The organism is Wenzhouxiangella sp. YN1, from assembly GCF_056324145.1.
Map to the genome: position 1 here is coordinate 196718 of NZ_JBJNIO010000155.1, position 14098 is coordinate 210815.

Consider the following 14098-nt stretch of genomic DNA (forward strand, 5'->3'; position numbering starts at 1 on the left):
CCATCAGACTGCAAGGGACTTCGCGAAAAGATGAGCACTCGGGAAACGCCGCAGACCACGCCCGGAAAAGACAGCGAACAGAACACCTCACTCGACATCTTCGTCGCCCGTCAGCCGATTTTCGACCGCAACCTGCACGTCTACGGCTACGAGTTGCTGTTTCGCGACGCCATGGTCGATGTCGCCAACATCGCTGCCGACGAGCAGGCCGCCGACGAGGCGACCTCAAAGGTTCTCCTCAACACCATCATGGAGCTGGATCTCGAGCGCCTGGTGGACGGCCGGATGGCGTTTTTCAACCTGACGCGCCAGTTTCTGATGGCCGGTGCCAACCTGCCCTTCAGCACCACCAACGTCGGCATCGAAGTACTCGAATCGGTTCCCATCGACGACGATACCGTCGACGCGGTCGAGCAGCTGTCGATGCTGGGCTTCACCATTGCACTCGACGACTTCGAGTGGCGCCCGGGCATCGAGCGACTGCTGCCTTTGGCCAGCATGGTCAAGATCGATCTGCTCAGCCGTAGCGAGCAGGAGATTGTCGACATGGTCGACGAGCTGCGGCCCTGGAACGTGCGGCTGCTGGCCGAAAAAGTCGAAACCCGGGAACAGTACGAGTTCTGTCAACAGCTGGGCTTCGATTACTTTCAGGGCTTCTTTCTTTGTCGTCCGAAAACGGTGGCGGCCCGCCGCCTGCCGGAAAACCGGCTCAACACGCTGCGACTGATTGCCAAGCTGCAGGCGCCCGACGTCACGCCCGACGAGGTGGAGGGCATCATCAAGAACGATGTCGCCCTCAACTATCGCCTGCTCAGAAGCGTCAATTCCGCTTACTACGGACTGGCCGTCAGAATTCGCTCCGTTGCGCACGCCATCGTCTACCTGGGCATGCCCACGGTGCGCAACTGGGCCAACCTGTTGTTGCTCGCCGGGCTTGAGGATCAGCCCAATGAGCTGGTGCGCCTGGCGCTGATTCGCGCGCGCATGTGCGAGCTGCTCACCGAGGACAAACCACGGGATACGCGTGATGCAGCGTTCACCACCGGTCTGTTTTCCATGCTCGATGCGCTGCTCGACATGCCGATGGACGAAATCATCGGCATGCTGCCGCTCGAAGACGACCTTTCACTGGCCCTGAGCGAGCGCGAAGGACCCTATGGCCGGCTGCTGTCGACGGTGATTGCCTGCGAACGCGGCGACTGGAAGAACATTCACCACGAGCTGTTCAGCAACGAACAGCTGACGCGTGGCTATATCGCGGCGGTCGAATGGGCCCACAACCAGTTTCGGGCGCTGCGCTCCGACTCGGCAACCGCGTAGCCCGACGCGATGGCGGCAAACCCGCCACGAAGACTGCCTGCCGCCCCCTTTCTGCCAGAACTGCCCGGTGGTCGATCGACCACCGGGCGAGTTGTCGCCTTACCAGGTCTTGACGTCGGTAATCGCGACCGAGAAGTCCACCATCTTGCGGTTGTACTTCATCAGCGGGCCGAAATCGAACGGCCTGGCCTCGCCGGGCGCCAGGTTGGCGGTCATGGCCGGCCAGCCGTCGACGGTATCGACCACGCTGCCGTAGTCGGTCCGGGCCTCGATTTCAACCTGGGCCGCCGCCGGCTGGGAGCAGTTGTTGACCAGCTTGCCGGCCAGCTCCAGTTTGGGGCAGCGTGGGCCGCGGCAGTCATTGACCGCGACGTTGAAATCAATGACGGTGAAATCGCTCAGCGAGCACTCGGCATATACAGCCGTTGAAAGCACGAGGAACAGCGCAGCTATTACGTACCTGGTCACACCCTTTCTCCTTACCTTGTGAAACATCCATTGATTGCGGCAGGTCTGGTCGTCAAGGCAGACGCACTCGGCCGACACCACCTTGTGCCATTCAGCGGCAGGTTGAAGAGAAACTTTAGGAATTTGACGCACCTGGCCAGCTCTGCTCAACTGAACTCAAGGCGCGAACAAGCGCACAGGCAGGTTGAATTCCTGCGCGGCTCGTCCCAAGGTTCATACTCAACAGCATGGCTTTCCAAACCGAGGAGCGGAGCATGAGCGAATACTGGATTGTGGTTGCCAACGCCGGTCGGGCGCGGATCTTTTCGCGCGCGAAGAAATTCAGCCCGCCGATGGAAATCGAATCACTGGTTCATCCGGAGTCGCGGCTGCGCCGGCAGGATCTTGCCGCCGACCGTCCGGGCCGGGTACAGGAATCACAAACTCCCGGTGAAAGTCCGGCGGGAGAACGAACCGACCCCAAGACCCTGGAGGCTGCGGTATTTGCGCGCGAACTGGCGCAACGGCTCGATCACGCGCGTCAGCAAGGCCGGTTCGAGCACCTGGTCGTGCTGGCCGACCCGAGCTTTCTGGGCGAGATCCGCCAGCAGCTCGACCACGGCACCGCCAGCCGGGTGGCCGCGACCGACACGGTCGATCTGACGCAGGCCGAAAGCGAACAGATTGCGCAGGCGGCAGACTCAGCCCTGGCCTGAGGCGATCAGATGGCGAACGCGCAGCTGCGGCGTCACCCGCCCCTGCCAGCGGTTGATGTCCAGGCTGTAGACCACGCCCAGCGGGTCCGGCAGCTCGTTGTGACAGAGTCTGCCGGCGCCAAAGGCAATGGCATCGAGCACCGGCCCGCCCTCGACAGGCTGTAGCCGCAGCTTGAGGTGGCTGCCGCCGACCACGCGCCGCTCGCGCACCCTGAAGTGCCCGTCGAACAGGGGCTCGGGCCAGGCCTGCCCCCAGGGGCCGGCATCGGCGAGCGCGGTCGCCGTTTCCAGAGACAATTCATCGCCCTGCAGACTGCCGTCGGTATAAACCACATCCGGCTCGAATTCATGGTCGGCCAGCTGCTCATCGAACGCCGCACGGAAGGCCTCGAAACGGTCGACGCTCAGCGACAGGCCGGCGGCGCGGGCATGGCCACCGAAACGGTCGATCAGACCGGGGTTGGCAGCATCAATGGTCACCAGCAAGTCGCGCATGTGTACGCCCGCCGGGCTGCGGCCCGAGCCCTTGAGTTCGCTGCTGCCGGCCTCGGCTGGGGCAAACGCGATCACCGGGCGCTGCAGACGCTCGACCAGCCGCCCGGCCACCAGGCCAACCACGCCCTGGTGCCAATCGGGGTCGTGAACGCACAGGCCGTGCAGCTCGCGATTCACGGACTCGGCCAGCTCGCGTGCCTGCGCTTCAGCGGCTTCCTGCATGTCGGCCTGCAGCGAGCGGCGTTCACGATTGAGTGCATCGAGCTGTTCGGCCAGCGCCACCGCCTCGGACTCATGCTCGGCCAGCAGGCAGCGCACGCCGATGCTCATGTCTTCAAGTCGCCCGGCAGCGTTGAGGCGCGGGCCGACGGCAAAACCGAAGTCCGCCGCGCTGGCGTGGCGCAGATTGCGGCCGGCCACCTCCATCAAGGCGCGCACGCCCGGCAGGCAGCGCCCGGCGCGGATGCGCACAAGGCCCTGCTGTACCAGGCGGCGATTGTTTTCATCCAGCGGCACCAGATCCGCCACGGTGCCCAGCGCAACCAGATCGAGCCAGCGATCCAGCCGCGGTTCGTGGCCGGGCTTGAAGTGTCCGTGCTGGCGCAGCCAGGAACGCAGGGCCATGAGCAGGTAGAACATGACGCCGACGCCGGCCAGCGCGCCGGAGCCGAAGGTTTCGCCGGGCAGATTGGGGTTGACGATGGCATCGGCCGCGGGCAAGGACTCGCCCGGCAGATGGTGATCGGTCACGATCACCTGCATGCCGACCGCTCTGGCCCGCGCGATGCCGGCATGAGAACTGACGCCCTGATCAACGGTGACCAGGACATCGGGCCGCAACGCTTCGAGCTCGCCGACCAGCTCCACGCCCAGACCATAGCCGTGAAGAAAACGGTCCGGCACGCGCCAGCGCACATCGCGCGCACCCAGCGCCCTGAGCCCGTGGACAGCGAGCGCGGTTCCGGTTGCGCCGTCGGCATCGAAATCACCCACCACGACCACGCGCCGGTCGGCCTCGATCGCCGCGGCCAGTATGCGGCAGGCGGCATCCAGCCCGCCCAGCGTGGGCGGCAGGAGTTGCGCCAGCGAATAGTCGGGCAGCGCACGCGCGCCGCGGGCGGCCAGAACCCGGCCGGCAACCGGGTGAATGCCTGCGACGGCCGTTTCCAGACCCGCCCGCCGGCGTATCTGAACCTGGCGAATCATCGCCACAGCCGCCAGGCGTCAACGGGCGTGAAGCGGCGCCGGCTGGTCATGCCGGCCAGTTCGAGCGCGCCAATCCGGCCCAGCCGCAGACGACGCCAGGCGCGGCGCAACAGGCGCTGCAAGCGCCCCAGGTTGTCGTCGGCGGTCTCCTCGTGACGCGCGACGAACTCCAGCAGGCAGCCGCCGCAAGGCGCCGATTCGTCCGCGGGCAGATCGTGGGGCAGCTCCAGCCAGTCGGCCAGCGCCACCAGCACCGGGTCACGCGCGACGATGCGCTCGATTCGCGGGGCCACGTGGTCGCGATCCGGAAGCTGTCCGCCACCCCAGAACCACAGGCTACCGGGCACCCGCTCGCCCGGTCCGGCCGACTGCCGGTACTGCTGCAGGGCCACCTGCGTTTCATTGAGCAGCCGCCGCCACCGACGGGCGTCGTTGCCGGCAGGCAGGCAGCGCTCGAGGCTGAGCCCGGCCAGAGCCCAGGGCGGCACGAAGCAAGCGTCAGGGGGCTGTTCGAGCCGCAGATAACCGCGGCCCGAAGGTGTCAGGTCCAGCGGCAGGCCCTCGTGTCTCAACAGCGCGACCAGCTCAGCGCGCCAATCACCCGGCTCGAAAGCGCTCTCGGCGTCAAGCCAGACGGCGGCCAGGTCCGGAGTCAGGCCGACGGGATCGGCCCGCAGCCAGCAGCCTCCGGCATCCCCGGGCCGATCGAGACGACGCGTCAGCGCCGCGACACCCACCGCCTGACCAAGCGCAAGCTCGGTCTGCGGAGACTCCTGATCCAGAGCCTGCGCCGGTACTCGTTTGATGAGTGAATCGATCAGCGGCGGAACTCGTGCCGCCTCGCGCAGCAGGGCATCCAGCTGCGGAACGAACAGGATCAGGCGTCGGTCAGCTTGCGTAGCGAACCTCGACAATTTCATAGGTCCGTTTGCCATTGGGGGCCTCGAATTCGATCACCTCGCCTTCTTCACGGCCGATCAGCGCCCGCGCCAGCGGTGCCGAAATGGCCAGGCGACCGGCACGAGAGTCGGCCTCGAGATCACCGACGATCTGCCAGGTGGTTTCTTCCGCGCCGGGCTGGTCTTCTACCAGCACCACGGTGGCACCGAACACCACTTTGCCGCCGACGTTGAGCGCGGCCACGTCGATGACGCGCGCGTTGCCCAGGGCGTTTTCGAGGTCGCGAATACGCGCCTCGATGAAGCCCTGATGCTCACGCGCGGCGTGGTATTCCGCGTTTTCCTTGAGATCGCCATGGGCCCGCGCTTCGGCAATGGCTTCGATGACCGCCGGGCGCTCCTCTTTCTTGAGCCGATCCAGCTCGGCGCGCAGGCGTTCGGCGCCTGCCTTGGTCAGCGGCGTCTGACTCATGTTATCTCCTCAGGAGTCTGTTTGATGCAGCTCGGACAAGCTGCGCACCCCACGCTCGTGCCAGTGATCCATGGCGCGCAGCGTGGCGCCGGCACCGGCAACGGTGGTCGAATAATTCACCTTGCGCTGCAGGGCCTCGCGCCGAATCGAGAACGAGTCGGCAATGGCCTGGCGCCCTTCGGTGGTGTTGACGATGTAGTCGATTTCGTCGTTCTTGATCAGGTCGACGATATGCGGTCGGCCCTGAATCACCTTGTTGACATAGTCACAGTCGATGCCGTTTTCAACCAGGTGCTTCCATGTACCCTGGGTTGCGATCAGCGAAAAGCCGCGCTCGATCAGCTCGCGGGCCACCGGCAGCAAACGCTCCTTGTCGGCGTCGCGCACGCTCAGGAACACACGCCCGTTCATCTTGATGTCGATTCCCACGCCCTGCTGGGCACGCGCCACCGCTGAGCCAAAGGAGCGGCCCACGCCCATCGCCTCGCCGGTCGAGCGCATTTCCGGGCTGAGAATGGGATCAACGCCCTGGAACTTGATGAAGGGAAACACGGGCTCCTTGATCGAGTAGAACGGGCTTGAAAGATCTTCTGTAATTCCCTGATCAGCAAGACTTTGCCCGGCCATGCAGCGGGCAGCCACCTGAGCCAGCGCCACGCCCGTGGCCTTGGAAACGAAGGGCACGGTACGCGAGGCGCGCGGATTGACTTCGAGCACGAAAATCTCGTCGCCGCGCACCGCGAACTGGACATTCATCAGCCCCACGACCTGCAGGCCGAGCGCCATTTGTCGGGTCTGGCGACGAATCTCTTCGGTCATCTCCTCCGACAGCGAGAACGGCGGCAGGCTGCAGGACGAATCCCCCGAGTGCACGCCGGCCTGTTCGATATGCTCCATGACCCCGCCGATGATGACGTTTTCGCCGTCACAGACCGCATCGACGTCGATTTCGATGGCGTGGTCGAGAAAGTGATCGAGCAGCACCGGCGAATCATTGGATACCTTGACCGCCTCGTTCATGTAGCGCTTGAGTTCGTCCTCGCCGTGAACGATGTCCATGGCGCGACCGCCGAGCACGTAGGAGGGGCGCACCACCAGCGGGTAGCCGACCTCGCGCGCCAGCACCAGGGCCTCGTCGGGGTCGCGGGCGGTGCGGTTGGGCGGCTGCTTGAGCCCCAGACGGTTGAGCAGGCTCTGAAAGCGCTGGCGATCTTCGGCCAGATCGATACAGTCCGGCGTGGTGCCGATGATCGGCGCTCCCGCCGCCTCGAGCTCGCGCGCCAGCTTCAACGGCGTCTGGCCGCCGAACTGGACGATGATGCCGTCGGGCTTTTCCAGGTCGACGATCGAGAGCACGTCCTCGAGCGTGAGCGGCTCGAAATAAAGCCGGTCGGAGGTGTCGTAGTCGGTCGAGACGGTCTCCGGGTTGCAGTTGACCATGATGGTCTGATGACCCATCGCGCGCATGGCCAGGGCGGCATGCACGCAGCAGTAGTCGAACTCGATGCCCTGCCCGATGCGATTGGGCCCGCCGCCGAGCACCATGATCTTGCGACCGCCGGTCGGCTCGGCCTCGTTGTGCTCGCCCCAGGTCGAGTACATGTAGGCCGTGGTGGTGGCAAATTCGGCCGCGCAGGTATCGACGCGACGGTAGGCCGGCATCACGTCCAGACGCTTGCGAAGCTCGCGCAATGAGCGCTCGCTGACGCCGGTCAGCGCTGCGATGCGGGCATCGGAAAAGCCGTAGCGCTTGATATCGAGCAAGCGCTCGGCATCGAGCGCGGCCACGCCCCCGTCGAGCAGCTGCTGCTCGATCTGGACAAGCTCGCCAATCTGATCGAGAAACCACGGATCGATGCGGGTCAGCCGATGAATCTCGTCGAAATCGAAACCACGGCGGAAAGCTTCGGCCACATACAGCAGGCGCTGCGGCCCGGCCTCGCGCAGCTCGCGCCGGATCAGGGTTTCCTCATCGACTTCGCGGTTATCGAATTCAACCGGCTCGAGACCGTTCAGGTCGGTCTCCAGGCTGCGCAGTGCCTTTTGCAGTGATTCCTGAAACGTGCGCCCGATGGCCATCGCCTCGCCCACCGATTTCATCTGCGTGGTCAAACGATCATCGGCGGCCGGAAACTTCTCGAAGGCAAAGCGCGGCACCTTGGTCACGATGTAGTCGATGCTCGGCTCGAAGGCGGCCGGCGTTGCGCCGCCGGTGATCTCGTTGTCGAGCTCGTCGAGCGTGAGGCCCACGGCAAGCTTGGCTGCCACCTTGGCGATTGGAAAACCGGTAGCCTTCGACGCCAGCGCTGATGAGCGCGACACGCGCGGGTTCATCTCGATGACGTGGATACGCCCGGTTTCCGGATGAACGGCAAACTGCACGTTCGAGCCGCCGGTATCGACGCCGATCTTGCGCAAAACGGCCAGGGCCGCGTCGCGCAACTCCTGATATTCCTTGTCGGTCAGCGTCATCGCCGGCGCCACGGTGATGGAATCGCCGGTGTGCACACCCATCGGGTCGATGTTCTCGATCGAGCAGATGATGATGCAGTTATCGGCCTTGTCGCGCACCACCTCGAGCTCGAATTCCTTCCAGCCAAGCACCGACTCCTCCAGCAGCACCTCGTTGGTCGGCGACAGGTCCAGGCCGTGCTCGACAATGCGTTTGAACTCCTCGCGGTTGTAGGCAATGCCGCCGCCGGAACCGCCGAGCGTGAACGAGGGCCGGATGATGGTCGGAAAACCGATGCGCTTTTGAATTTCGTCGGCCTGTTCCATGCTGTGTGCTACCCAGGCCTCGGGTACGCCCAGGCCAATCGAGCGCATCGCTTCCTTGAACGCGTCGCGGTCTTCGGCCATGTCGATCGCTTCTTTCGACGCCCCGATCATCTCCACACCGAACTCATCGAGCACGCCTTCGCGCGCCAGATCGAGCGCGCAGTTGAGCGCCGTCTGACCACCCATCGTCGGCAGCAGGGCATCCGGCCGCTCCTTTTCGATGATGTCGCGCACCACGTCCCAGCGAATCGGCTCGATATAGACCGCGTCGGCAATATCCGGGTCGGTCATGATGGTTGCGGGGTTGGAGTTGACCAGAGTGACCCGGTAACCCAGCTCGCGCAGCGCCTTGACCGCCTGCACGCCCGAGTAGTCGAACTCGCAGGCCTGCCCGATCACGATCGGCCCGGCGCCGATGATGAGAATGGATTGAATGTCAGTTCGCTTGGGCATGAAACGTTCTCTGGGCAGTGGCGCGGAAAAACGATGTTGAAACACGGGGAGCACGAAGACTCCACGAAGGGCAGGAAGCAGGCTCGGCTGCTGAATGCTTCAGGGGTTTCGTGCTCTTCTTCGAGCCCATCGGGATATCAATCCGTAGCGTCATGGATCTTCGCGGCGGCATCAGCGCGCGGCCTCGATCATGTCGACAAAGCGTTTGAACAGCGGCCGCAGGTCGTGTGGCCCGGGGCCGCCCTCGGGGTGGCCCTGAAAGCTCATGGCTGGCTTGTCGGTAATGCGAATGCCCTGCAGGCTGCCGTCAAACAGCGAGCGATAGGTAGCGACGGCGTGTGCCGGCAGGCTGTCCTCATCGACGGCAAAGCCGTGGTTCTGACTGGTGATCAGCACCCGCCCGCTGTCAAGATCCTTGACCGGGTGGTTGGCACCGTGGTGGCCAAGCTTCATCTTGACGGTTTTCGCGCCCACGGCCAGCCCCAACAGCTGGTGACCCATGCAGATACCGAACAGAGGCACGCTCTTTTCCAGCAGGCCACGAATGGTCTCGATGGCATAGTCACAGGGCTCGGGATCGCCGGGGCCGTTGGAAAGCACCACGCCATCGGGCTGCATGGCCAGCACCTCGGCCAGCGGCGTGCGGGCCGGCACCACCGTGACCCGGCAGCCGACATCGACCAGCATACGCAAAATGTTGTGTTTGACGCCGTAGTCGTAACAAACGACGTGAAGCCGCGCCTCGCCGCGACGGAACTCACCGGCTTCGAGATCCCAGCTGCCCTCGTTCCAGACCCGGCTGGCGGCAACCGTGACCTTGCTGGCCAGGTCCTGACCGCTCATCGGTAAACACCCACGCGCACGCTCGATGGCTTCATCGCTGTCGACCGTCTCGCCCACCGACAGGCAGGCGTTCTGGGCGCCCCGGGTACGCAGCAGACGGGTCAGGCTGCGGGTGTCGACGCCGGCAATGCCCGAGGCACCGTGTTCGGCCAGCCAGTCGCCCAGGGACTGCGTCGCGCGCCAGCTGCTGTAGCGCCGCGGGTAGTGGCGAACGATCAGGCCAGCGGCATGAATGCGGTCGGACTCGACATCCTGCGGATTGACTCCGGTATTGCCGACATGAGGCATCGTCAGCGTGATCAGCTGACCGGCATGGCTCGGATCCGTGAGAATCTCCTGATAGCCGCTCATCGCGGTGTTGAACACCACTTCACCGAGGCGCACGCCCGGCGCGCCGATACCTTGCCCGGAAAACGTCGTGCCGTCCTCCAGCGCCAGAATTGCCTGCATTAATGAACCCTCCGGGTACACAAAGCGGGCCGAGCCGCGCACGGCATGGCCCGCTTGTACGAGCATCGGGCGACGGGCCCGACTTCCGGCCCGGTATTCTAAACCAATCGCGGGTTTCGTTCTATTGTTTTCGGCTCATCAGGCGTCGGATGCCGCCGCGCTGTGCGGCAGCGAACTCGCCGCCGACGCCGCTACCGGCTTCATGGTATCGGCACCGTGGCCCTGATCGATGAGATAGTCGAGCCACTTGATCAGCGCCCGGTTGAGACGCCAGCTGCGCGCAACCAGGCTGTTGATTGCCAGCTCGGGGCCGGCAAAGCGCTGTATGCCCTGCTGCGGGCTGAACGCGGTGGCTTCGGCCATGGCGGCATCGTGGTAGATACGCACATGCGCATTGGGGTTGAGCGAGCGCTCGGCGCCGATGATGTAGGACAGGCGCACAAACGTGGTATAGGGGTGACGATCGATGATCTCCAGATAGAGCTCGGGTCCATCCCCCAGCTGGGACACCAGATGGTCCGTCTCGGCGAGCGCATCGGGCAGCAGCACATTCAGCGCCCGATAAATGGCACTGTGCAGCTCTGGGAGCCGTCGCGCCAGGATTCGGCTCGACGGCTGAACTTGAAGGGAGGTGGTCAGCATAGCGGGCAAGGGTATCATACTGGCACCCTTCTGCCAGCCCCCAGGGCCGGAAGCCTGCCGCAGACCCTTGATCGATCAGCGTATTTCCCTGTTGAGGCCGAGCTCGAGAAGAATGCGGCTGGCCAGCTCCTCCACCGATGTCTGCGTGGACGAAAGCATCGGCACGCCCTCGGCGCGCAGCAGTGCCTCTGCGGCTTCCACTTCGTAACGGCACTGCCTGAGTGACGCGTAGCGGCTGCCCGGGCGCCGGGCCTCGCGGATCTGCGACAGTCGCTCGGGATCGATACTCAGACCGTAGAGCTTGCGCCTTTGCTTGTGCTTGCGCAGAAATTCGGGCAGGCGCGGCTGTTCGAGATCTTCTTCTGTCAGGGGGTAGTTGGCCGCCTTGACCCCGAAATGCAGGGCCATGTAGAGACAGGTCGGTGTCTTGCCCGAGCGCGACACGCCCACGAGGATGACTTCGGCGGCATCGAGCCGCGTAGAAATACCGTCGTCGTGATTGAGCGCGTAGTTGGTCGCCTCCATGCGGTCTTCATAGCCCTGGCTGTCGCCCATGCCGTGCGCCTGACCCACTCGCGGTGACCGCGGCACCCCCAGGGCCTGCTCGATTTGCGGCACGAAGGTGCCGAACAGGTCGAACAGCTGGCAGTTCGCTTCTTCCAGGATCGCGCGGATATCGGAATCGACAATGGTGGAAAACACCAGCGGCTGCTCCCCCCCATTTGCCTCGGTGGCCCGATCGATCAACGAAACGGTGTCGCGCGCCTTGCTCGGCGTGTCGACGAAGGGCAGGCGCACTTGCCTGAAATCGACGTTGGCAAACTGCGTGGTCAGCGTATGCCCGAAGGTTTCTGCGGTGATCGCGGTGCCGTCGGAAACAAAAAAGATGGTTCGATGCATGGTCTCGTGCCGGTTACAATGGCGGCCTGACTCAAACCGCTGTTGTGGAAACTAACGTGTCCGAGTATATCCTTTGGCTCGACGAGCTTGGTATGGGCGACTTGGAAAAGGTCGGTGGCAAGAACGCCTCGCTGGGTGAAATGATCACCCACCTCAAGGATCTCGGGGTCAATGTGCCCGGGGGCTTTGCGACCACCGCCGAGGCTTTTGTCGATTTTCTCGAACGCTCGGGCCTGGCGAAGCGCATCGGCACCGCGCTCGACGAGCTCGACGCCGATGATACCCGCGCCCTGGCGAAAACCGGCAGCACGATCCGGCAATGGATCATGGACACGCCGCTGCCCGACGAGCTCGAGCAGGCCATTCGCGACGCTTATACGAAGATGCAGGAGCGCTACGGCCGCGAGCTGGCGGTTGCGGTGCGCTCCTCGGCCACCGCCGAAGACCTGCCGGAAGCCTCCTTTGCCGGCCAGCAGGAGAGCTTCCTCAACGTGTGCGGCATTGACGCGGTGCTGGAAAAGGTACACGCGGTATTCGCCAGCCTGTACAACGACCGCGCGATTGCCTATCGCGTGCACCAGGGCTTTGCCCATGCCGATGTCGCCCTGTCCGCCGGCATCCAGCTGATGGTGCGCGCCGGGTCGGGCGCAGCCGGCGTGCTGTTCACGCTCGATACCGAATCCGGCTATCGCGACGCGGTGTTCGTCACCTCCAGCTACGGCCTGGGCGAGTCGGTGGTTCAGGGCGCCGTCAACCCCGACGAGTTCTACCTGTTCAAGCCCAACCTGCGCGCCGGCAAACCGGCGGTGCTGCGTCGCACCCTGGGCACCAAGGCAAGCCGCATGGTCTACGACAACCGCGAAGGCGGCGGCGTACGAACCGAGGACACGCCGGAGGCCGAACGCCAGCGCTTTTCCATCAGCGACGCCGAAGCGACCGCGCTGGCCAACATGGCGCTGACCATCGAAGACCATTACGATCGCCCGATGGACGTCGAGTGGGGCAAGGACGGAGAAACCGGTGAGCTGTTCATTCTCCAGGCCCGGCCAGAGACGGTCAAAAGCCGCAGCGAGCAAACCATGGAGCGTTTCCGGCTCGAATCCACCGGCAGCGTCATGGCCGAGGGCCGCGCCATCGGCCAGCGCATCGGCCAGGGCAAGGCGCGGGTGATCCGCTCACTCGACCAGATTCACGAAGTGGAAGCCGGCGACGTTCTCATTACCGACATGACCGACCCCGACTGGGAGCCGGTGATGAAGCGGGCAGCCGCCATCGTCACCAATCGCGGGGGGCGTACCTGCCACGCGGCAATCATCGCCCGCGAACTCGGCATTCCGGCGGTGGTCGGCTGCGGCGACGCCACTGACCGTATCGCCCACGAAGCCGACGTGACCGTTGTCTGCAGCGAGGGCGACACCGGGCGGATCTATCAGGGCCTGCTGGAGTTCAGCATCAGCGAGGATTCGCTCGACGACATGCCCGAAGCGCCGCTGAAGGTCATGATGAACGTGGCCAACCCCGACCGCGCCTTCGATTTTGCCATGATTCCCAACCACGGCATCGGCCTGGCCCGGCTCGAGTTCATCATCAACCGCATGATCGGCATCCATCCGCTGGCCCTGCTCGACTACGAAGGTCAGAGCCGGGAGGTCAGAGACGAAATCGACCGGCGCAGCGCCGGCTACGACGACCCGGTCAGCTTCTACGTCGACAAGCTGGCCGAAGGCATCGCCACCATTGCCGCGCCGTTTGCCCCCAACTCCGTGATCGTGCGCATGTCGGACTTCAAGTCCAACGAATACGCCAACCTGATCGGCGGCGAGCGCTACGAGCCCGACGAGGAAAACCCGATGATCGGCTGGCGCGGCGCGTCGCGCTATGTCGACGAAAACTTCCAGCCCGCCTTCGAGCTCGAATGCCGCGCGCTGAAAAAGGTCCGCGAGGAGATGGGGCTCGACCACATCTGGGCCATGGTGCCCTTCGTGCGTACCGTCGACGAGGGGCGCGACGTGGTTGCGGTAATGGAAAAGTTCGGCCTCAAGCGCGGCGAAAACGGCTTGAAGATCATCATGATGTGCGAGCTTCCTTCAAACGCTGTAAGTGCCGATGCCTTCCTGGAGCACTTCGACGGATTCTCGATCGGATCGAACGACATGACCCAGCTCACCCTCGGGCTCGACCGCGACTCCGGCCTGATCGCCCACCGCTTCGACGAGCGCGACCCGGCAGTCAAGGCCATGTTGTCGATGGCCATCGAACGCTGCCGTGCCGCCGGCAAATATATCGGTATCTGCGGTCAGGGCCCGTCGGACTATCCGGATCTGGCGCAGTGGTTGATGGATCAGGGCATCGAGAGCATGTCGCTCAACCCGGACACGGTGGTCGATACCTGGCGCAAGCTGGCCGAGAGCAAGGGGTAGGTTGGTTGGCTGGTTCGGCATCGGCGCGGTGTGTCAGGCGGCAAAGCCGCCCGACAC

At 64.4% G+C, this 14098-nt stretch carries 11 protein-coding genes; 3 read left to right on the forward strand and 8 right to left on the reverse strand.

From position 1 onward, the window contains the following. The first annotated feature begins 30 nt into the window (after positions 1 to 30). Positions 31 to 1320, forward strand: a complete 1290-nt coding sequence (locus ACEWQZ_RS12225) for an EAL and HDOD domain-containing protein (RefSeq protein WP_476483375.1) — start codon at positions 31 to 33, stop codon at positions 1318 to 1320. A gap of 99 nt (positions 1321 to 1419) precedes the next feature. On the opposite strand, the gene ACEWQZ_RS12230 is transcribed toward ACEWQZ_RS12225, so the two are convergent. Then, the gene (locus tag ACEWQZ_RS12230) at positions 1420 to 1788 is read right to left on the reverse strand and encodes a hypothetical protein (protein ID WP_476483376.1); all 369 of its coding nucleotides are present in this window, start codon (positions 1786 to 1788) and stop codon (positions 1420 to 1422) included. 254 nt (positions 1789 to 2042) lie between these two features. Between ACEWQZ_RS12230 and ACEWQZ_RS12235 the strand changes: the two genes are divergently transcribed. Beyond that, positions 2043 to 2483 carry a host attachment protein gene (locus ACEWQZ_RS12235; RefSeq protein ID WP_476483377.1) on the forward strand — a complete coding sequence of 147 codons (441 nt, stop codon included), beginning with the start codon at positions 2043 to 2045 and terminating at the stop codon, positions 2481 to 2483. On the opposite strand, the gene recJ is transcribed toward ACEWQZ_RS12235, so the two are convergent. From recJ to ppsR, 7 genes are all read right to left on the reverse strand, one after another. Next, on the reverse strand, positions 2469 to 4184 hold the full coding sequence (gene recJ / locus ACEWQZ_RS12240) for a single-stranded-DNA-specific exonuclease RecJ (protein WP_476483378.1): 1716 nt from the start codon (positions 4182 to 4184) through the stop codon (positions 2469 to 2471). The genes ACEWQZ_RS12235 and recJ overlap by 15 nt on opposite strands. Next, positions 4181 to 5104, reverse strand: a complete 924-nt coding sequence (locus ACEWQZ_RS12245) for a hypothetical protein (protein WP_476483379.1) — start codon at positions 5102 to 5104, stop codon at positions 4181 to 4183. The genes recJ and ACEWQZ_RS12245 overlap by 4 nt, the downstream gene beginning before the upstream one ends. After that, positions 5073 to 5555, reverse strand: a complete 483-nt coding sequence (greA, locus tag ACEWQZ_RS12250) for a transcription elongation factor GreA (RefSeq protein ID WP_476483380.1) — start codon at positions 5553 to 5555, stop codon at positions 5073 to 5075. The genes ACEWQZ_RS12245 and greA overlap by 32 nt, the downstream gene beginning before the upstream one ends. Positions 5556 to 5564: 9 nt before the next feature. After that, positions 5565 to 8786: a carbamoyl-phosphate synthase large subunit gene (gene carB, locus ACEWQZ_RS12255; RefSeq protein ID WP_476483381.1), complete on the reverse strand. Its 3222-nt coding sequence runs from the start codon at positions 8784 to 8786 to the stop codon at positions 5565 to 5567. A gap of 171 nt (positions 8787 to 8957) precedes the next feature. After that, complete coding sequence (gene carA / locus ACEWQZ_RS12260; protein ID WP_476483382.1) at positions 8958 to 10079, reverse strand: glutamine-hydrolyzing carbamoyl-phosphate synthase small subunit; 1122 nt, start codon at positions 10077 to 10079, stop codon at positions 8958 to 8960. Between the two features lie 138 nt (positions 10080 to 10217). Continuing rightward, entirely contained in the window at positions 10218 to 10721 is a 504-nt protein-coding gene (locus ACEWQZ_RS12265; RefSeq protein WP_476483383.1) for a DUF1249 domain-containing protein, read from the reverse strand. 75 nt (positions 10722 to 10796) lie between these two features. Further along, the gene (ppsR, locus tag ACEWQZ_RS12270) at positions 10797 to 11621 is read right to left on the reverse strand and encodes a posphoenolpyruvate synthetase regulatory kinase/phosphorylase PpsR (RefSeq protein ID WP_476483384.1); all 825 of its coding nucleotides are present in this window, start codon (positions 11619 to 11621) and stop codon (positions 10797 to 10799) included. 56 nt (positions 11622 to 11677) lie between these two features. On the opposite strand from ppsR, the gene ppsA reads away from it, so the two are divergent. Further along, on the forward strand, positions 11678 to 14041 hold the full coding sequence (gene ppsA / locus ACEWQZ_RS12275) for a phosphoenolpyruvate synthase (protein WP_476483385.1): 2364 nt from the start codon (positions 11678 to 11680) through the stop codon (positions 14039 to 14041). The last annotated feature ends 57 nt before the right edge of the window (positions 14042 to 14098 follow it).